Annotated in this window: 12 protein-coding genes and 1 pseudogene; 9 read left to right on the forward strand and 4 right to left on the reverse strand. The window is 64.7% G+C overall.

The genetic code is table 11. The features are described from left to right. The first annotated feature begins 152 nt into the window (after window positions 1–152). Together hisN and AC0L23_RS21415 are read left to right on the forward strand one after the other, a co-directional pair. On the forward strand, window positions 153–935 hold the full coding sequence (hisN, locus tag AC0L23_RS21410; RefSeq protein ID WP_018453346.1) for a histidinol-phosphatase: 783 nt from the start codon (window positions 153–155) through the stop codon (window positions 933–935). Between the two features lie 17 nt (window positions 936–952). Then, entirely contained in the window at window positions 953–1,918 is a 966-nt protein-coding gene (locus AC0L23_RS21415; protein ID WP_085361223.1) for a Bug family tripartite tricarboxylate transporter substrate binding protein, read from the forward strand. Window positions 1,919–1,960: 42 nt separating this feature from the next. Here AC0L23_RS21415 and AC0L23_RS21420 read toward each other — a convergent pair whose 3' ends face one another. After that, on the reverse strand, window positions 1,961–2,851 hold the full coding sequence (locus tag AC0L23_RS21420) for a LysR substrate-binding domain-containing protein (RefSeq protein WP_018453344.1): 891 nt from the start codon (window positions 2,849–2,851) through the stop codon (window positions 1,961–1,963). Between the two features lie 89 nt (window positions 2,852–2,940). Here AC0L23_RS21420 and AC0L23_RS21425 point away from each other — a divergent pair, with 89 nt between their 5' ends. Further along, the gene (locus AC0L23_RS21425; RefSeq protein WP_018453343.1) at window positions 2,941–3,693 is read left to right on the forward strand and encodes a sulfite exporter TauE/SafE family protein; all 753 of its coding nucleotides are present in this window, start codon (window positions 2,941–2,943) and stop codon (window positions 3,691–3,693) included. A 6-nt stretch (window positions 3,694–3,699) separates the two neighbouring features. On the opposite strand, the gene AC0L23_RS21430 is transcribed toward AC0L23_RS21425, so the two are convergent. Further along, the gene (locus tag AC0L23_RS21430; RefSeq protein ID WP_473357426.1) at window positions 3,700–4,332 is read right to left on the reverse strand and encodes a LysE family translocator; all 633 of its coding nucleotides are present in this window, start codon (window positions 4,330–4,332) and stop codon (window positions 3,700–3,702) included. 245 nt (window positions 4,333–4,577) lie between these two features. Between AC0L23_RS21430 and AC0L23_RS21435 the strand changes: the two genes are divergently transcribed. Then, on the forward strand, window positions 4,578–6,374 hold the full coding sequence (locus AC0L23_RS21435; RefSeq protein ID WP_162496403.1) for an adenylate/guanylate cyclase domain-containing protein: 1,797 nt from the start codon (window positions 4,578–4,580) through the stop codon (window positions 6,372–6,374). Between the two features lie 174 nt (window positions 6,375–6,548). After that, on the forward strand, window positions 6,549–9,314 hold the full coding sequence (locus AC0L23_RS21440; RefSeq protein ID WP_085350689.1) for a di-heme-cytochrome C peroxidase: 2,766 nt from the start codon (window positions 6,549–6,551) through the stop codon (window positions 9,312–9,314). 79 nt (window positions 9,315–9,393) lie between these two features. Here the strand turns inward: AC0L23_RS21440 and AC0L23_RS21445 are convergent, their stop codons facing one another. Continuing rightward, window positions 9,394–10,341: an alpha/beta fold hydrolase gene (locus AC0L23_RS21445; RefSeq protein WP_018453339.1), complete on the reverse strand. Its 948-nt coding sequence runs from the start codon at window positions 10,339–10,341 to the stop codon at window positions 9,394–9,396. 219 nt (window positions 10,342–10,560) lie between these two features. On the opposite strand from AC0L23_RS21445, the gene AC0L23_RS21450 reads away from it, so the two are divergent. Both AC0L23_RS21450 and AC0L23_RS21455 read left to right on the forward strand, forming a co-directional pair. Beyond that, complete coding sequence (locus AC0L23_RS21450; protein WP_007597127.1) at window positions 10,561–11,022, forward strand: Hsp20 family protein; 462 nt, start codon at window positions 10,561–10,563, stop codon at window positions 11,020–11,022. Between the two features lie 316 nt (window positions 11,023–11,338). After that, on the forward strand, window positions 11,339–12,109 hold the full coding sequence (locus AC0L23_RS21455; protein ID WP_085350691.1) for an alpha/beta fold hydrolase: 771 nt from the start codon (window positions 11,339–11,341) through the stop codon (window positions 12,107–12,109). Between the two features lie 241 nt (window positions 12,110–12,350). Here the strand turns inward: AC0L23_RS21455 and AC0L23_RS21460 are convergent, their stop codons facing one another. Beyond that, window positions 12,351–13,100: a hypothetical protein gene (locus AC0L23_RS21460; RefSeq protein ID WP_018453336.1), complete on the reverse strand. Its 750-nt coding sequence runs from the start codon at window positions 13,098–13,100 to the stop codon at window positions 12,351–12,353. Window positions 13,101–13,592: 492 nt separating this feature from the next. Here AC0L23_RS21460 and gltB point away from each other — a divergent pair, with 492 nt between their 5' ends. Then, window positions 13,593–18,326, forward strand: a complete 4,734-nt coding sequence (gene gltB, locus AC0L23_RS21465; RefSeq protein ID WP_026232514.1) for a glutamate synthase large subunit — start codon at window positions 13,593–13,595, stop codon at window positions 18,324–18,326. Window positions 18,327–18,471: 145 nt separating this feature from the next. Then, window positions 18,472–19,917: pseudogene (locus AC0L23_RS21470) on the forward strand (glutamate synthase subunit beta); the annotation flags it as partial. Between the last annotated feature and the right edge of the window lie 112 nt (window positions 19,918–20,029).

A 20,029-nucleotide genomic window follows, 5' to 3' on the forward strand; every position in this document is an offset into this window, starting at 1 on the left:
ATCGATTTTTGGCCGGCCTAGTTCTTTGAAGGGGGGACGCATCCGGCATCCAAAATACCAGGGTGCAAAAGCAAGACAGCGCTGCACGATTCTTCCGATTTGAGCTAGGCAGGAGTGAGCTTCACCCGACTTTCGCTTTTTGAGGATACGCCGTGACGGTGATCGATTTCTCCGCCTTCATCGGACGGCTCGCCACCGCCTCCGGCGAAACCATCCTACCGTTCTTCCGCACCTCGCTGTCGATCGAGGACAAGAGCAAGACCAAGGATTTCGACCCCGTGACCGAGGCCGATCGCGCCGCGGAGGCGGTGATGCGGCGTCTGATCAAGGCCAACTTTCCCCAGCACGGCATCGTCGGCGAGGAATTCGGCAACGAGCGCGAGGATTCGGACTATGTCTGGGTGCTCGACCCCATCGACGGCACCAAATCCTTCATCGGCGGCTTTCCGATCTGGGGCACGCTGATCGCGCTCCTGCACAAGGGCACGCCGGTCTACGGCATGATGCACCAGCCCTTCATCGGCGAACGCTTTTCCGGCGACAGCGGCTCGGCTCATTATAAAGGCCCGTCCGGCGAGCGCCGGCTCCAGGTCCGGCGCTGCGCCTTGCTGTCGGAGGCGACGACCTACACCACCAGCCCGCTGCTGATGAGCGAGCGCGACCGCGCCATCTTCGGCCGCATCGAAACGGGCGCGCGGCTGTCGCGCTATGGCGGCGACTGCTACTCCTATTGCATGCTGGCGGCAGGTCACGTCGATCTCGTGGTCGAGACCGAGCTGAAGCCTTACGACATCGCAGCCCTGATCCCGATCGTGACCGGTGCCGGCGGCGTCGTCACCACCTGGGAAGGCAAGCCGGCCCAGGGCGGCGGCCGCATAGTCGCGGCCGGCGACGCCAGGGTTCACGAAGAAGCACTGAAACTGCTCAACGGCTAGGCGATCTAGGAGCCTGCATGACCAACCGGCGTACGCTCCTTCTCGCGGCCTTGCTTCTTTTTCCGACGCTCGCCTCCGCCCAGAATTTCCCGGCCAAGCCGATCAAGCTGATCGTGCCGTTTCCGGCCGGCGGCCCCAACGATATCATCGCGCGGGTGATCGGCCAGCGCATGTCGGAACTGTCAGGGCAGCCGGTGCTGATCGACAATCGCGGCGGCCAGGGTGGCGTGCTCGGCACCGATGCCGTCTCCAAGGCTGCACCTGACGGCTACACCATCGCGATCTCCAGCGCCGGCGCGCTGGCGATCAGCCCGAGCATGGAAAGGGTCGCCTACGATACGCTCAACGACCTCACGCCCGTGACGTTGGTCGCAACCGTGCCGGAAATGTTGGTGGTCGCCACCAACGTCCCCACAAAGGACATCGCGGAATTGATCGCGCTCGCCAAGGCGCAGCCGGGAAAACTCAACTTCGCCTCCTCCGGACCCGGCAGCCTGCCGCATCTCGCCGGTGAATTGTTCAAGCTGACGGCCAAGATCGACATCGTGCACGTGCCCTATCGCGGCGCGGCGCCCGCCGTGAACGATCTGCTGGGCCAGCAGGTGCAGATGACGTTCCTGGACCTCCCCGTGCTGCTGCCGCAGGTCAAGGCGGGCGCCCTGCGACCGATCGCGGTCGGCTCCGCCGAGCGTTCGCCGACGGCGCCTGACGTGCCGACCACCACAGAAGCGGGCTTTGCGGATCTGCGCATCGAGAACTGGTACGGCATGGTCGCGCCGAAGGGCACGCCGAAGGAGATCGTCACCGCGCTACATGATCTGGCCACGAAGGCGATGGCGGATCCGGCGGTGAAGGAAAAGCTCGCTGCCCAGGGCGCGACGCTGGTCGGCGATGAGCCGGAGCATTTTCGCACATTCATCGCGGACGAGACGAAGAAATGGGCGAAGGTGATCAAGGACGCTGGCGTGGAGACGGCGAAGTAGCTGCGTCTTAACCTCTTCTAAAGGGAGGGGAAATCCCAGAACTCACACCGCCGCAGACCGCAAATGCTCCACCAGCATCTTCGCCGGGCGCGGTAGTGTCTTGAAGCTTCGCGCGCAGATCACGAGTTTGCGGTTGGCCCAGCTATCGCGCAGGCGGACCATGGCGAGCGGCATCAGTTTTGCGCAGCGGCGGGCCGCGGCTTCGGGCACCAGCGCGACGCCGACATCGGCGGCGACCATCTGGCAGATCGCATCGAAGTCGCGCAAGCGTGCGCGGTAATGCGGCCGCATGCCGAGCCGGGCGGCGTGCTTTGAAATATGCACCTGAAGCGCGGTGGCGCTGGTGAGCCCGACGAAGTCGCAAGCGCCCGCCTCCTGGAAATCGATCGCGCGGCGGCCGGCGAACGGGCCGCGCCTAGACGTCACCAGCGTCAGGCGATCCTCGCTGAAGGCGAATCGCTCGATATGATCGGGCAGCGCGTGCTCGGCGGCGAAGCCGAGATCGGCCGCGCCCGCAGTGATCGCGGCCGCGATGTCGGTGCTCTCGCGCTCCTCGATGTCGATGGCAACGTCGCGATGCTCGCGCAGGAAGCCGGCGAGCGCCTTCGGCAGATGCTCCGAAAGCCCCGAGGTATTGGCGAGGAAGTGCACGCTGGCGCGCACGCCGCTGGCAAAGCCGGCGAGATCGCCGCGCATGGCGTCGATCTGGTGAATGACGAGACGGGCGTGATCGAGCAGGCTCTCGCCGGCCGAGGTCAACTCAACGCCGCGGCGCCCGCGCTTGAGCAGCGCGACGCCGAGCGCATCCTCCAGCCCCTTGATGCGCGCGCTGGCTGAGGCCAGCGCCAGATGCGACCGCTCCGCGCCGCGGGTGATGCTGCGCTGGTCGGCGACCGCGATGAACAGCTGGAGGTCGACGAGGTCGAAGCGCATCGGGGGTCCCTTCAGCCTTCGTTCGAAACGAAGGCTTTCTCCGTAAGCTACAGATTGTGCCGGCGCGCTGCATCGGTCAATGTGCAGATATGATCGACCCGCTCCTCATTCTCATCGCCGCCGTTTTCCTGATCGCCGGATTCGTCAAGGGCGTGGTCGGGCTCGGCCTGCCGACGGTCTCCATGGGCCTGCTCGCGGTGAGCATGGCGCCGAGCCGCGCGATCGCCATCGTGATCGTCCCCGCCATCGTCACCAACATCTGGCAGACCTTCGTCGGCCCCCATTTGCGCGATATCCTGAGGCGGCTGTGGCCGCTGATGATCGGCACCGTGATCGGGTGCTGGCTCAATGCCGGCGCGCTCACCGGCCCGCATGCGCGCTACGGCACGATCGTGCTCGGCGTGCTCCTGGTCATCTACGCGATCATCGGGCTGAACAAATTCCAGTTTCATGTTGCGCCAAAGAACGAGAAATGGGTCGGCGGCGTGGTCGGCGTGGTCACCGGCGTGATCTCGGCCTCGACCGGCGTGCAGGTGATCCCCTCGATGCCGTTCATGCAGGCGATCGGCATGGAGAAGGACGAGCTGGTGCAGGCGCTCGGCGTGTTTTTCACGACAGCGACACTGGCGCTCGCCTTCAATCTCACCGCGGGCGGATTGCTGACGCCGGCCAACGCGGTGCCGGGCGCCGTGGGCATGGCATGCGCGTTTGCCGGCATGTATATCGGCCAAACGGTGCGGGCGCGGATGCCGGCGGAAGCTTTTCGCCGCTGGTTCCTGATCGCGATGATCCTGCTCGGCCTCTATCTCGCCGGCAGCGCGCTGCTGAAGGAATTCGCGTAAAGGACGTTACCGCGTCTCCAGCATGGCGACGCGGATGCCGAGATAGATGAAGAGGCCGCCGAGGGCACGGTTGACCCAGGCGACCGCGCCTTCGGAGCTCCGCAAGCGGTGGGCGGCCCTTGCCGCGAACGCCGCCAGCACCAGGCACCACAGCGTTCCCGTGCAGATGAAGATCAGGCCAAGCGTCAGGAAGGCGAGCGGCTTGTGCGCCGAGTCGGCTGCGACGAATTGCGGCAGGAAGGCCAGGAAGAACAGCGCGACCTTGGGATTGAGCGCGTTCGTGAAGACGCCCTGGAGGAAGACCCGCCGCAACGAGCTTTGCACAGGCGCGTCGATGGCCGAGGCCAGTACCGGGCGCGACCACAGCATCTGAAGCCCGGTCACGACGAGATAGGCCGCTCCGACCAGCTTCAGGATCGAGAACGCGGTCGATGAGGCCATCAGCAGGGCCGAAAGGCCGATTGCCGCGCCCGCGACATGGAAAAAGCAGCCGCAACTGATGCCCAGCGCGGCCGCGGCGCCACCTCGCCAGCCCAGCTGCATGCTGCGGCCGATCACATAGACCGTATCAGGCCCCGGCTTGATGTTGAGCAGCACGCCCGACAGGACGAAGAGCCAGATTTCGTGAATGCCCAGCATGTGTGACGTGCCTCCGCCGCCCAACCGTAGCCCAAGAGGTCGGCTTAGTGCGTTCGCTCGTCCCCGTCCACTGCCGGATTGCCGAGGATTTACCTCGAATTTGCAATGCGGATCATACTTTCGCTCGGCCTCATCTGCTCTATAAGGAACGGGTTCTTTGAATGCGGGATTCGAGGCGACTGCCACGCCGTGGCCGGTCCTCGATCTCTTCCAAGTCTCTTGCAAGTCTCTTGGAGCTCCGGAATATGGAAAGACGTCTGGCCGCCATTGTCTGCGCCGATGTCGCCGGCTATTCGCGCATGATGGGCACCGATGAGGCCGGCACCCATGCCGCCTTCAAGGCCCATCGCAGCGCGATCCATCCCATCATCCTCAATCACGGCGGCCGCGTCGTCAAAAACACCGGCGACGGCTTCCTGCTGGAATTCCCCTCGATCGTCGGCGCCACCGAGGCCGCGATCGCGATGCAGACCCTGATGGCGGAGCGCAATCACCATCTGCCCGCCGATCGCGCCATGCAGTTCCGCCTCGGGATCCATATGGGTGACGTCATCGCCGACGAGGACGAGGTCTTCGGTGACGATGTCAACATTGCCGTCCGCCTCGAAGCCGTGGCGAGCCCCGGCGGCTTCGCCATCTCGGCCAAGGCCTACAAGGAGGCCAGCAAGCATCTCACCGTGCCGCTGGTCGATGCCGGCAACCACCGCTTCAAGAACATCAAGGATCCGATCGGGGTCTGGACCTGGACGCCTGAAGGTGCACCGGCGCTTGCGCCCGCGCTGAGGGAGGCATCCGCCCTCTCGCAGCAGTATCGCACCGCGATCGTCGGCGTGCTCCCTTTCGCCAATCTCAGCGACGCACAGGACGAGTATTTCTCCGACGGCCTGACCGAGGATCTGATCCACGCGCTGTCGCTGCAATCCTTCTATCGCGTGCTGAGCCGCAACTCGACGTTCGTGTTCAAGGGCAACAACGCCAGCACCCGCCTGATCGCGCGGGAGATCGACGCCACCTATCTGATCCAGGGTTCGGTGCGGCGTGCCGGAGCCAAGATCCGCGTGACCGCAGAGCTGATCGCGCCGGAGACCGGCGAGCAGCTCTGGACTGGCCGCTACGACCGCGACATCGGCGATCTCTTCGCGATGCAGGACGAGATCACCACCAACCTGTCCGCCGCCATCGCCACCGAGATCGTCCGGGCCGAAGCCTCGGCGCCGGCGCGGCTCTCGACCGACGTCACCGCCTGGGACCGCTTCCTCAAAGGACTGTCGCACTATTATCGGCAAACCAAGGAAGACCTGGCCATCGCCGTCGACCTGTTCCGGGAGGCCATCAGGCTCGAGCCCAAGCTGTCGATTGCGCACGCCTATCTCGCCACGATCCAGATCCAGAGCATCCAGTTCGGCTGGGTCAAGGGCACGCGCGAGATGTGGGCCGAGGCGATGAAGCTTGCCGAAACCAGCGTTCGGCTCGATCCGCGCTCGTCATTTGCGTTCTCGATCCTGTCCTGGACCCACGCGCTGGAGGGGCATTACGAGGCCGCGATGGACGCCGCCAAGCGCGCCGTCGCGCTCAACCCCTACGACAACGGCGCGCGCGGCGTGCTCGGCATCTGCCATTTCGTCATCGGCGAGCACCGCGAGGCGATCGAGCTGTTCTCGATGGCCGCACAGCGCGACAACAGCGATCCGCGCTACCAATGGGCCGCACTGAACGCCTTCAGCCATTATCTGCTGGGCCAATATGACGCGACTCTGTCATGGGCTCGAGAACAGCTCTACATCAACCCGAACCATTTGCAGGCGCTGGCAATCCGCGCCGCGGCGCTGGCGCAATTGGGACGCGGCGACGAGGCGGTCGAGGCGACCCGCGTGCTCATGGCTAACTACCCGACTCTCAATGTCGACCGCCATTTGCGCAATTTCCACTGGAAGCGGCCCGAGGACCTCGCCCATTACCGCGCCGGACTCTTGAATGCGGGCGTGCCGCTCGGCAAACTGACCCTGGTTTCGAGCGACGTCAAACGCGTCGCCGAATCCTGAGAGCCAGCCGCGGCCACGCGGCAATGTCCCCTCCGCCTTTATTGACACGACAGTGAATTCAGCCACACTCGGCTACACGCTGAAGTAGTATAACGTGTTGTCGGTTTGTCAGGACTTTCCGCGCTCTATCGCCGCGTCTGTATTTCACGATTCGCCGTTTTCAGGATTTGGGCCATGCATGACTCCGCTCCGAAGCCCTCCTTAGACCCTTCGATCCAGGTCTCCCCGAACAATCCCTGTCCATTCCTCCGCGGCCTCGTCGGCGAGGGGTTTGTTGACGGCAGAACCGTTCCGCTCGGCACGCTGTCGCAAACGATCGCGAATGCGAGCGGCGAGACCGGGCTGAAGAAGGTCTCGGCCCGCATCCAGGTCCGCGGCGTTGCGCTTATCGCCAACGGGCTCGGTCACATCCTGAAGAGCATATTTTCGGGCGCACAGCTCGACGCGTTGCGTGGCGGCCCTCTCGACAAGCGCGGTGCCGGCTCGCGCGTCCTCGGCGTCGACGGCAAGGTCGATGAGGACGAGCTTGCGCGGTTTGCGAGCTTCGGCCGGGACTACCGGGATCCGAACGGCGGCGGCTCTGAGCCCGGTCTCAACGCCTCGGAAATCGGCGTCTTCATGCGCGACAACCTCAAGCGCGCCGGCAGCGCCGCGCGCTGGTACTACCCCCTGCTGATGAAGTTCGAGTGGCCGATCCTCCTGAAGATCATGGGCAAGGGCGCGGGTGAGGACCGCTATCTCAGCGTGGCCGACGTGCGCACTCTGTTCAACGAGCGGCAATTCCCTGCTCGCATCAACCAGCGGCTGGTATCGCAGCCGGTGCTGTCCACCTGCCAGCGTGTGGTGCGGGGCGCCCTCAAGGTTGCGGCCCTGCTGCTCGCCCTCGGTCTCGCCTTGCTCGTTGCGGTCGCCGAATTTCCCGACCAGGTGCGCGCCATGCTGCCGCAAAAGGGAATTCTCGTGAATCTCCTGCCGCCACCCTTGCCCACGGTCCCGGAGACGAAGGCGGCCTTTTGGCTCGAACAGAATTGGTCGCTGAAGGACAGGCACTGGTTTCACCATGCCAGCCAGGGCACAGCGACCTTCCCGGTGCCCTATGAATGGTTCATGGCCCTGGAGCAGCCGCGCCTGCATCTGTTCTCGGCGCCGGGCATGATGACGGACGGCACCTATCTCGAGCGCTTCGGGTTCATCCCGAGCCCGCAGTCGATCCAGACTGACGCGACGTCACTGCGCCGCTTCGGCTATGCCAATGTCTACGAGACGACACAGGTGCCGGACTGGTCGACCAGGTGGACGCCGGCGGAGAACGTCGACGGCCTGCCGGTCGGCTTCGCACGGATGACCGGTGTCGTCGATCCCGCGACCGGCCGTCGCGAAGAGGACAAGATCGGGCTGACCTGCGCGGCCTGCCATACCGGCCAGATCCACTACCAGGGCGTGGACGTGCGTTTCGACGGCGGCCCGGCCATGACCGACCTGAAGAAGCTCGAGGTCTCCACCGGCCTGTCGATCGCCTACACGCTTTACGTGCCGTTCCGCTTCCAGCGCTTCGCCGATCGCGTGCTCGGCCCCGATGCCAGCAAGGCTGACCGCGCCGCGCTCAAGCAGAAGCTCAGCGCGATCGGCAACTTCCTGATCGACTGGGCGCAAACCCAGCAAAAGACGATTGAAGGCAAGAAGACCTGGAACGGCAGGCAGCAGCAGGACACCGAGGAAGGGTTCGGTCGCCTCGACGCTCTCAATCGCATCGGCAATCAAGTTTTTTCGCAGGATCTCGCGCTGAGCGGGATCAAGGGATTCGAGAAGAACCTGCACGCCCAGGACGCGCCGGTCAGCTATCCCCCGATCTGGACCGTGCCCTGGTTCAAGTTCGCCCAGTACGACGCCTCGATCGAGCAGCCGCTGATCCGCAACGCCGGCGAAGCCCTCGGCGTGACGGCGCTGCTCAACCTGTCCGACGCCTACCCGGAGGACAGGCTGTGGCGCTCCTCGGTTCATATCAACACGCTCGGCTGGATCGAGGACATGCTCAGGGGGCCAGACCCGTTCAAGACGGCAGATCCCTCCACCGGCCCGAAGTTCGGCGGCCTGCTGGCGCCGAAATGGCCCTCGCAGATCCTTGGCGACAATTGGAGGCTCGATCAAAAGAAGGTCGACAATGGCCGCAAGATCTACGCCGAGATGTGCTCCGGATGCCATCTGCCGGCGATCGACACCCCGGCTTTCTGGTCGTCGGGACATTGGGAGCCGAGCGGCGACAGCAAGGTGCTGAACGCGGTGACGATCCCCCTCGACGAGATCAAGACGGATCCCGAACAGTCGCTCGTGCTCAGCAACAGGATCGTCGATCTGCCCGGCTTCCTGAAGGTGAATACGGCCGACCTCCAGAAATGGTGGCAATGCGACGTCTCGACCGCAAGCTCGCCGACCGAGATGGTTTATGCGCTCGGGTTGATGACGGTGGTGGATCTCGTCGCCCGCAAATGGATGGACGACGAGAAGACTCCGGACGCCGAGCGGTCGAAATTGTGGAATCTCGCGCGCAAGAACTGCCTCAATCCGGTGGGGGGAGCACGCTATCGGGCACGGCCGCTGAACGGCGTCTGGGCCACGGCACCCTATCTGCACAACGGTTCGGTGCCCTCTCTCTACTGGTTGCTGAAGCCTGCAAGCGAGCGCCCGCAAAAATTCTGCATGGGCCGCCGCGACTATGATCCCGTGACCGTCGGCTTTGCGGTCACCGCCAACGAGAAGTGCAAGACGGGTGAAACCGAGTTCTCGGCCGGGTCGGACAAGGATCCGATCCAGGGCAACAGCGTGCTCGGCCATTCCTTCGAGCGCAAGCCGGGCGAGGAAAAACGTCCCGGTGTCATCGGCCGCGTGTTCAAGGACGACAACGAGCGCTACGATCTGATCGAGTATCTGAAGACGCTGTAGTGGGTGATGCTACTTCCTCGTCATGGCCGGGCTTGTCCCGGCATGCCGGCGTGTGGTCGCAGGGCAGCATCGCCTCCCCTCACTTGAACAGCGGCGTGCCTGGCACGAAGGCGTCGAAGGCTGCCCAGAATTGGGAACGGTAGCGGTCCTGCTCCTGGAGAATCTCGTGCTTGGCACCGGCGATCACGAGATGGGAGCCTGCGCGCAAATGATAGGCGAACTCCTCGATCGCCGCGATCGAGACCACGGTGTCGCTGGAGGCCGCCAGCATCAGGATCGGCTGACGGATCTCGGACGGGTAGTTTTTGCCCTTGAAGGTGTTCATCGCGCGGAAGGCGGTATCGGCCCAGGCGACCGTTGGTGACGCGAGCCCGAGGGTCGGATCCTCCTCCAGGATTGCGGCATTGCGCGCATAGCGCACGGGGTCGCTGGTCAGCGGATTGTTGATGAAGGGATTGAGCCCGGTGATCTGGTCGCTGCCGCCGGGGACATAACGGCCGCCCATCCCCAGCACGCGCATCGTCTTCAGCAGAGCCCGCGCCGGAAACGAGGTGGCGCGGCCGGGGAGGTCGATCATCGGCGCAGACAGCACCATGCGGTCGAACCAGCGCTTGCCCGCATGCGCCACCCGCAGCATCACGGTGCCGCCCATGGAGTGGGCGAGCGCGAAGAAGGGCGGCGGGCAATCCGGCAGCACCACCTGCTGCACGAAGGTCTCGACGTCGATCTCGAAATCAGCGAAGTCGCGGACATAGCCCTTGCGCGGATCGCGCAGGCGGCGCGAGGAGTGGCCCTGCCCGCGCCAGTCGATCATCGCCACCGCAAAACCGCGGTCGCGCAGGTCGCGCACGGTCTCGAAATACTTCTCGATCTGCTCGCTGCGTCCGGTGAAGACGCAGACCGTGCCCTTGCGGTTCGCCGGCGGTGCCCAGCGCGCAAAGCGCAGCTCGACGCCATCAGGGGTCTTGATGGTGCCGCTGACGACGTCTTCGGGAACGGGATTGGACGGTATCGAGACCAGCGTCATGATGGGGAGGGCTTGGGCACGAAGAGCTGCAAATCAGGGGCGGGAGCGCCGAAAAGGCTGAGTATCCGCCCTCTTGAACGCCGTTCCCCTGAACCCATATCACCTTGGTGCAGGCCGCTACCAGTGTTTCGGAACCGGAACATCAGGCTGCACACAGACGAAAGCCCGGCCCGATTGGCGGGCGGGTTACTCAACAGTCGCTCAATGGAGGACTTGACCATGCGTACCTACGACCTGACCCCCTTCTACCGTTCCACCGTCGGCTTCGACCGTCTCTTCAACCTGCTCGACCAGGCCGGTTCGGACGGCAGCCCCGGTTATCCCCCCTACAATATCGAGCGTACCGGTGAGAACGATTACCGCATCACCGTTGCGGTTTCGGGCTTTGCCAAGGATGAGCTCTCCATCGTCGCGAAGGAAAACACGTTGACGATTAAGGGCGAGAAAGTCGCCAACGAGAACTCGAAGGCCGAAGTGCTGTACCGTGGCATCGCCGCGCGTGCCTTCGAGCGCGCCTTCCAGCTTGCCGACTTCGTGCAGGTGAAGAACGCCTCGCTCGAGAACGGGCTGCTTCACGTCGACCTCGTCCGTGAGATTCCCGAAGCGAAGAAGCCCCGCCAGATCGCGATCAACACCGGTGCGCAAGGCGCACAGGTGATCGAGAACTCGGTAGCCGCGTAAATCACGTCGGCCGCTTCCAGGTTGCGAAAACGCCCCGGTGCCCCGGGGCGTTTTTTTGTTGGGCTCTCCTCGTCCCGGCGAGAGCCGGGGAATCCTGCCGCGAGATCGATCAATCGTGCACGGAAGAAATACCGAACGACGGATCTGCCATACCTTACCAGAGAGGATGGTCTCGGTCGTCGCCGGGACGTCACCGATTGCTGAACGGCCGTGCTGGACTGTTGCGCCGCATCACAGAGCGGTGAAATGGCGTAACACCGCCGCCCCGCGCATCGTCTTTTGGATATCGAACCCAAAAACAAGACGGAGAACAATCATGACTTTCTGGCGCAGCCTTTTCGTCGCCGCGAGCCTGCTGGCGGCCCCTCTCAGCCTCGCTCACGCGCAGACGCCGCAGACCGTAAAGGCCAAGAACGTCGTGCTGGTGCACGGCGCCTGGGCCGACGGCTCGAGCTGGTCGGAAGTGATCCCGATCCTCCAGGCCGCAGGGCTCAACGTAACTGCCGTGCAAAATCCGCTGTCGTCGCTTGCGGATTCCGTCGAGGCGACCAAGCGCGTGCTGGCCGAACAGGATGGTCCGACCGTGCTGGTCGCGCATTCCTGGGGCGGCACCGTGATCAGCCAGGTCGGCACCGACCCGAAGGTCACCGGCCTCGTCTATGTCGCCGCCCGTGCGCCCGATGCCAACGAGGATTTTGTCGCGCTGTCGAAGCAGTTTCCGGCGGGACCGGCACGCGCCGGCGTCGTCGAGCGCGACGGCTACACCAAGCTGTCAGAAGACGCCTTCCTGAAGTACTTCGCCAATGGCGTTAAGCCGGAGCAGGCCAAGGAGCTCTACGCCGTGCAATGGCCGACGGCCGCCTCGATCTTCGCCGGTCGCACCACGGAGGCGGCATGGCATTCCAAGCCGAGCTGGTACGCGGTGTCGAAGGACGACTACACCATCAATCCCGATCTCGAACGCTTCCTCGCCAAGCGCATGAACGCAACCACGATCGAGCTCGACGCCGGCCATCTCTCGCTGGTGTCGCATCCGAAGGAGGTGGCGAATTTGATCCTGGAAGCGGCGGGATATGGCCGGAGCTGAGCCGCGCTTGTCATGGTTCAGAAGGCGCCTGAGTGCTGAGACGCCTTCTGTTTGCGCTAACTCTCTCCCCAACGTCATCCTGGCGAAGGCCAGGACCCATCACCACAGGGAGGAGTTTGGCGAATATTCGGAGTTCGGTACTCCCGCGTCACTCATATGATGCACCTCGCGGTATGGGTCCTGGCCTTCGCCAGGACGACACCGTTGGGGTGATGCGGGCCATCGCCTCAAACGCCCGCGCTTAGTCCAGCCCCTGTGCCGCCGGCATCTCCTGCGTAGGCAGGATAGTCGCGGCAGGCTTGACCTGACCTACGGTTGGCGCGGCGGCTTGCGGTGCGACCTCAGCGGGCTTGGACGGCACGGCGGCCGCGGTCTGCGTCACAGGTTGTGCCTGCGGCACCTGGGCCTGCGGCGTCGCAGGCTCGGCCGGCTTGGCGGGGACGCCCGGGGCCTCGCGCGGCGGAGCCGCCTTGGGCAGCGGCACGGAGCGGCTGGCGACATGCGGGATCGGGGCCGGAGGGCGGGGCGGACCACTGCGGACCATGGTCGGCGGCGGCAGCGCGCTTTGCGGGCGGTAAGGTGCAACCGCAGGCTGCTCGTAGCCGGGTGCCATGCCGTAGGCGTCGGCAGCCGGCATGAAGCGCAAAATCCTTCCGTCGCGGGCATCGATCACGAGCCGGCCGTCCTCCCCCCGGCGGTCAATCACCGCGATGGTGTAGACGCCGCCGCGCAGGCGCGGGATGCCCAGTGGAGAGAAGCCGTTCTCGCGCAGCACCGCGTAGACCTCGGTCGATGGCAGCAGCACCGGGGCCGGCCCGCGTTCTTCGTAGCCATAGCCGTAGCGCGGCGGCGGCGCGGCCTCCGACGGCGCATAGGGGGCGTCGAAATCCGAGACCGCGATCATCGCCCCTCGCGCTGGAACCTGCGCTTGAGCCGCGGTCGCGGCCAGCGCCAGCGTGGCGGCGGCCACACATCCTGTGAAAAACTTCATGGTCGAGACGCTCCTGTCAGGCCCCCGGATGGATCGCGCTCTTTCGCTTCTTGCGGCGTGGCGGGTCTTCCAAAGGGTTGATCCGAAGCTTCATTGGGGATTCCGGCGTCGGCAGGGCCGGATCAGGGCGCGTTTGCTTCAAAACCGGGGCCGCGCAACTTTTGGAAAGCGATTGATTGACATATGGGGAATCGGGACTTGCGCGCGCTTGTGTGATAGACAAAAATTTGGCAAGGTGATGGTTAGGACAGGAAGACTGTCTCAATTTTGCTTGCGGTTCCGGCATAGGGATTGCAACGAAAGTCGGTGCTTTCGAGCGCCAAGAAGGCAACAGGCAAAGCCGTTCTCGGGGACGAAGAACGCCTTGGCCTGAATTTAAGAAAATGCGGCTCGCGAGCGGACGAGCGGTGACCCAGAAGCGGGTGCCGCGGGACGCCCAAGGTGCGCCGAAGATGGCGGTGAGGCAGCTTGCCGCATGAAGAGGACGAGAACATGAACGGGTCGCAAGTCGAGCGCGGAAACATCGTGGCAGAACAACTGTCGGCGACGGTCGCCTCGAAAACGACCGATCCGATTCAGGAACACAATTCACGGCCGCCGGCCGTAGGCCTGTACGATCCGAGCCTGGAAAAAGATTCCTGCGGCGTCGGCTTCATCGCCAACATCAAGGGCCAGAAGTCGCACGAGATCGTCGCGGACGCGCTCAGCATCCTCTGTAACCTCGAGCACCGCGGCGCCGTCGGCGCCGACCCGCGCGCCGGTGACGGCGCCGGCATTCTGGTGCAGATCCCGCATGCTTTCTTCAGCCGCAAGGCGAAGGAGCTCGGCTTCGTGCTGCCCAATCCGGGCGAATACGCCATCGGCGCGTTGTTCATGCCGCGCGACACTGCCTGGCGCAACGTCATCAAGAGCATCATCGCCGACCAGATCAAGGAAGAGGGCCTGACGCTGCTCGGCTGGCGCGACGTGCCAACCGACAATTCCTCGCTCGGCGTCACCGTAAAGCCGACCGAGCCCGCCTGCATGCAGGTGTTCATTGGCCGCAACGGCACCGCCAAGACCGAGGACGATTTCGAGCGCCGGCTTTACATCCTGCGCAAGTCGATCTCGCAAGCGATCTATCAGCGCCGCGACCGCGGCCTCGCCGGCTACTATCCGTGCTCGATGTCCTGCCGCACCGTGATCTACAAGGGCATGTTCCTCGCCGACCAGCTCGGCAAGTACTATCCCGATTTGCACGAGAAGGATTTCGAGAGCGCGCTGGCGCTCGTGCACCAGCGTTTCTCGACCAACACCTTCCCGGCGTGGTCGCTGGCGCATCCCTACCGCATGATCGCGCATAATGGCGAGATCAACACGCTGCGCGGCAACGTCAACTGGATGGCGGCGCGCCAGGCCTCGGTGAGCTCCGAGCTGTACGGCAAGGACATCAACCGGCTCTGGCCGATCTCCTACGAAGGCCAGTCGGACACCGCCTGCTTCGACAACGCGCTCGAATTCCTGGTGCAGGGCGGCTACTCGCTGCCGCACGCCGTCATGATGATGATTCCGGAGGCGTGGGCCGGCAATCCCTTGATGGATGAGAAGCGCCGCGCCTTCTACGAATATCATGCAGCCCTGATGGAGCCGTGGGACGGCCCCGCCGCGATCGCCTTCACCGACGGCCGCCAGATCGGTGCCACGCTGGACCGCAACGGCCTTCGGCCGGCGCGCTATCTCGTCACCAAGGACGACCGCATCGTGATGGCGTCCGAGATGGGCGTGCTGACGATTCCCGAGGACCAGATCATCACCAAGTGGCGCTTGCAGCCCGGCAAGATGCTGCTGGTCGACCTCGAGCAGGGCCGCCTCATCCCCGACGACGAGATCAAGGCCGAGCTCGCAAGGAGCCATCCTTACACGGAGTGGCTGGAGCGGACCCAGATCGTGCTGGAAGAGCTGCCGAAGGTGCCGACCACCGGCGTGCGCTCCAACCTGTCGCTGCTCGATCGCCAGCAGGCGTTCGGCTACAGCCAGGAAGACATCACCATCCTGATGACGCCGATGGCCTCCACCGGCGAGGAAGCCGCAGGCTCGATGGGCAACGACACGCCGATCTCGGCGCTGTCGGCCAAGGCCAAGCCGCTGTTCACCTACTTCAAGCAGAACTTTGCGCAGGTCACCAATCCGCCGATCGATCCGATCCGCGAGGAGCTGGTGATGAGCCTCGTCTCCATCATCGGACCGCGGCCGAACCTGTTCGACCTGCAAGGCCTAGCCACTACCAAGCGCCTCGAAGCGCGCCAGCCGATCCTGACCGACGCGGACCTCGAAAAGATCCGCTCAATCTCCGAGGTCGCCGAGTCGCACTTCAAGTCGCGCACGCTGGACACCACCTTCCACGCCGGCCTCGGGGCGGCCGGCATGGACCAGGTGCTGGACGAGCTCTGCGCGCGCGCCGAGAGCGCGGTGCGCGAGGGCGTCAACATCATCATCCTGTCCGACCGCATGGTCGGCACCGACCGGGTTCCGATCCCGTCGCTGCTGGCCTGCGCCGCCGTGCATCATCATCTGATCCGCACCGGATTGCGCACTTCGGTCGGCCTCGTCGTCGAATCCGGCGAGCCGCGCGAAGTGCATCACTTCGCCTGTCTCGCCGGCTACGGCGCGGAAGCGATCAATCCGTATCTGGCGTTCGAGACCATCATCGCGATGAAGGACCGCCTGCCCGGCTCGCTCGACGACTACGAGATCGTCAAGCGCTACATCAAGTCGATCGGCAAGGGCCTGCTCAAGGTGATGTCCAAGATGGGCATCTCGACCTACCAGTCCTATTGCGGCGCGCAGATCTTTGACGCCATTGGCCTGAAGGCGGAATTCGTCGGAAAATTCTTCGCCGGCACGCACACCCGCGTCGAGGGCGTCGGTCTTGGCGAGATCGCCGAAGAGGCGGTGCGCCGTCATGCCGACGCGTTCGGCGACGCGCTCGTGTACAAGACCTCGCTCGATGTCGGCGGCGAATATGCCTATCGCAGCCGCGGCGAGGACCATGCATGGACCGCCGAGTCGGTGGGGCTGCTCCAGCACGCCGCGCGCGGCAATTCGCTGGAACGCTACCGCGCCTTCGCGAAGATCCTCAACGAGCAGTCGGAGCGTCTCCTGACGCTGCGCGGCCTGTTCCGGATCAAGAATGCGGACGAAGAGAAGCGCAAGCCGGTACCGCTCGACCAGGTCGAGCCGGCCAAGGACATCGTCAAGCGTTTCGCCACCGGCGCGATGAGCTTCGGCTCGATCTCGCGCGAGGCGCACACCACGCTCGCGATCGCCATGAACCGGATCGGCGGCAAGTCGAACACCGGCGAAGGCGGCGAGGAAGCCGACCGCTTCAAGCCGATGCCGAACGGTGACAGCATGCGCTCGGCAATCAAGCAGGTCGCCTCGGGCCGCTTCGGCGTCACCACGGAGTATCTCGTCAACTCCGACATGATGCAGATCAAGATGGCGCAGGGTGCAAAACCCGGCGAAGGCGGCCAGTTGCCCGGCCACAAGGTCGATGCCACCATCGCAAAGGTCCGGCATTCGACGCCGGGCGTCGGCCTGATCTCGCCGCCACCGCACCACGACATCTACTCGATCGAGGATCTGGCGCAGCTCATCTACGACCTCAAGAACGTCAACCCGGACGGCGCGGTCTCGGTCAAGCTCGTCTCGGAGATCGGCGTCGGCACGGTGGCCGCGGGCGTCGCCAAGGCGCGCGCCGACCATGTCACCATCGCGGGCTTCGAGGGCGGCACCGGCGCTTCGCCGCTGACCTCGATCAAGCACGCCGGCTCGCCGTGGGAGATCGGCCTCGCCGAAACCCACCAGACGCTGGTGCGCGAGCGGCTGCGCAGCCGCATCGTGGTCCAGGTCGACGGCGGTTTCCGCACCGGCCGCGACGTCGTGATCGGCGCGCTGCTCGGCGCCGACGAGTTCGGCTTCGCCACCGCGCCCCTGATCGCGGCCGGCTGCATCATGATGCGCAAGTGCCATCTCAACACCTGCCCGGTCGGCGTCGCGACCCAGGACCCCGTCCTGCGCAAGCGCTTCACCGGCCAGCCCGAGCATGTGATCAACTACTTCTTCTTCGTCGCCGAGGAGGTCCGCGAGATCATGGCCTCGCTCGGCTTCCGCAGCTTCAACGAGATGATCGGCCAGGTGCAGCTGCTCGACCAGACCAAGCTGGTCGCGCACTGGAAGGCTAAGGGGCTCGATTTCTCCAAGCTCTTCGTCAAGCAGAAGGAAGAGAAGGGCCAGAAGATCTATCACTCAGAGCGCCAGAACCATCATCTGGAAGCGGTGCTCGACCGCACGCTGATCGAGCAGGCGACGCCTGCGCTCGACCGCGGTGCGCCGGTGAAGATCGAGGCCAAGATCAACAGCACCAACCGCTCCGCGGGCGCGATGCTGTCGGGTGCGGTCGCCAAGATCTACGGCCATGCCGGCCTGCCGCATGAGACCATCCATGTCAGCCTCAAGGGCACCGCCGGCCAGGCCTTCGGCGCCTGGCTGGCGCAAGGCGTCACCTTCGAGCTCGAAGGCGAAGCCAACGACTATGTCGGCAAGGGCCTCTCGGGCGGCAAGATCATCGTCAAGCCGCCGGCCAACAGCGGCATCGTGCCGGAAGAGAGCATCATCGTCGGCAACACCGTGATGTACGGCGCCATTCAAGGCGAGTGCTACTTCCGAGGCATCGCCGGCGAGCGTTTTGCCGTGCGCAATTCCGGCGCCGTGGCGGTGGTCGAGGGCGCCGGCGACCATTGCTGCGAATACATGACCGGCGGCATCGTGGTCGTGCTCGGCAAGACCGGACGCAACTTCGCGGCCGGCATGTCCGGCGGCATCGCCTATGTGCTTGACGAGACCGGCGACTTCGACAGGCTGTGCAACATGGCGATGGTCGAGCTCGAGCCGGTGCTGTCGGAAGAGCTGATCAACGCCGGCACCTATCACCACTCCGGTGACCTCGAAGCGCACGGCCGGGTCGACGTGTTCAAGGACCTGCTCGCCTCCGACGTCGAGCGGCTGCACGTCCTGATCACGCGCCATGCGAAGGCGACCGGCTCCAGGCGTGCCGCCGACATCCTGGCGAACTGGAAGGACTGGCTGCCCAAATTCCGCAAGGTGATGCCGGTCGAATACCGGCGCGCTCTGCGCGAAATGGCTGCCAACGCGGACGCCGAGCCGAAAATCGCGATCGGGGCCTGAGCATCACACCCCGTCATTGCGAGCGTAGCGAAGCAATCCAGACTTTCTCCTCCGATGCGGACTGGATTGCTTCGAAGCTCACGCTCCTCGCAATGACGACGAGAGAGAAACACAACGAATTTAAGCGGCAGGGACTTCGGGTTTAATGGGCAAGATCACGGGTTTTCTCGAAATCGAACGGCATGACCGCAAGTACACCCCGGTCGCCGAGCGCGTGAAGCATTTCCACGAGTTCGTCGTTCCCCTCTCCGAGAAGGAAACGCGCGACCAGGCCGCGCGCTGCATGAATTGCGGCATTCCCTATTGCCACGGCACCGGCTCGGTCTCGCCCGGCACGCCGGGCTGCCCGGTCAACAACCAGATCCCGGACTGGAACGACCTCGTCTATCAGGGCAACTGGGAAGAAGCCTCGCGCAATCTGCACTCGACCAACAATTTCCCGGAGTTCACGGGGCGCATCTGCCCGGCGCCGTGTGAAGCCTCCTGCACGCTCAACATCGACGACAACCCCGTCACCATCAAAACCATCGAATGCGCGATCGTCGATCGCGCCTGGGACAATGGCTGGCTGAAGCCCGAAATCGCCGCCCACAAGACCGGCAAGAAGGTCGCGGTGATCGGCTCGGGTCCGGCCGGCATGGCCTGCGCGCAGCAGCTCGCGCGCGCCGGTCACGACGTGCATCTGTTCGAGAAGTTCGCCAAGGCCGGCGGCCTGCTGCGCTACGGCATCCCCGACTTCAAGATGGAGAAGGGCATCATCGACCGCCGCGTCGCGCAGATGGAAGGCGAAGGCGTCACCTTCCACTACAACAGCCATGTCGGCGCCGACGGCAATGTCGACCCGCGCGAGATGCTCAACGAGTACGATGCCGTGGCGCTGACCGGCGGCGCCGAAGCCCCGCGCGACCTGCCAATCCCCGGCCGCGACCTCGCCGGCATCCACTACGCCATGGACTTCCTGCCGCAGCAGAACCGCCGCGTCTCCGAGGAACCGCTGGGCGGCGTCCAGGAGATCTTGGCCGGCGGCAAGCATGTCGTCGTCATCGGCGGCGGCGACACCGGATCCGACTGCATCGGCACTTCGCTGCGCCAGGGCGCGCTCTCCGTGACCCAGCTCGAGATCATGCCCGCACCGCCAGAGCACGAGAACAAGGGCCTGACCTGGCCGAACTGGCCGCTGAAGATGCGAACGTCCTCGAGCCAGGCCGAAGGCGCGATCCGCGAATTCGCGGTGCTGACGCAGAAGTTTTCGGGCGAGAACGGCAAGGTCAAGAAGCTGCACTGCGTGCGCGTCGACGACAAGTTCAAGCCGATCGCCGGCACCGAGTTCGAACTCGACGCCGACCTCGTCCTGCTCGCGATGGGCTTCGTCCATCCCGTGCACGAGGGCCTGCTCAAGATGCTCTCGGTCGAGCTTGACCCTCGCGGCAACGTCAAGGCCAACACGCTCGACTACCAGACCTCGCGCCCGAACGTGTTCACCGCCGGCGACATGCGCCGCGGCCAATCGCTGGTGGTCTGGGCCATCCGCGAGGGCCGGCTGGGCGCCTGGTCTATCTATCGTTTCTTTAGGGGCAACACGGATCTGCCGGGTTTGGCGCTACGTGAAACGCTTTCCCGAATATTTTACACTCGGCGTCATCGCCCGCGACGGGGGGCGATCCAGTATTCCAGAGACCGCAGTGATTGGGCCGAAACGCCGC

This window comes from Bradyrhizobium sp. MI1.4 (assembly GCF_055811315.1).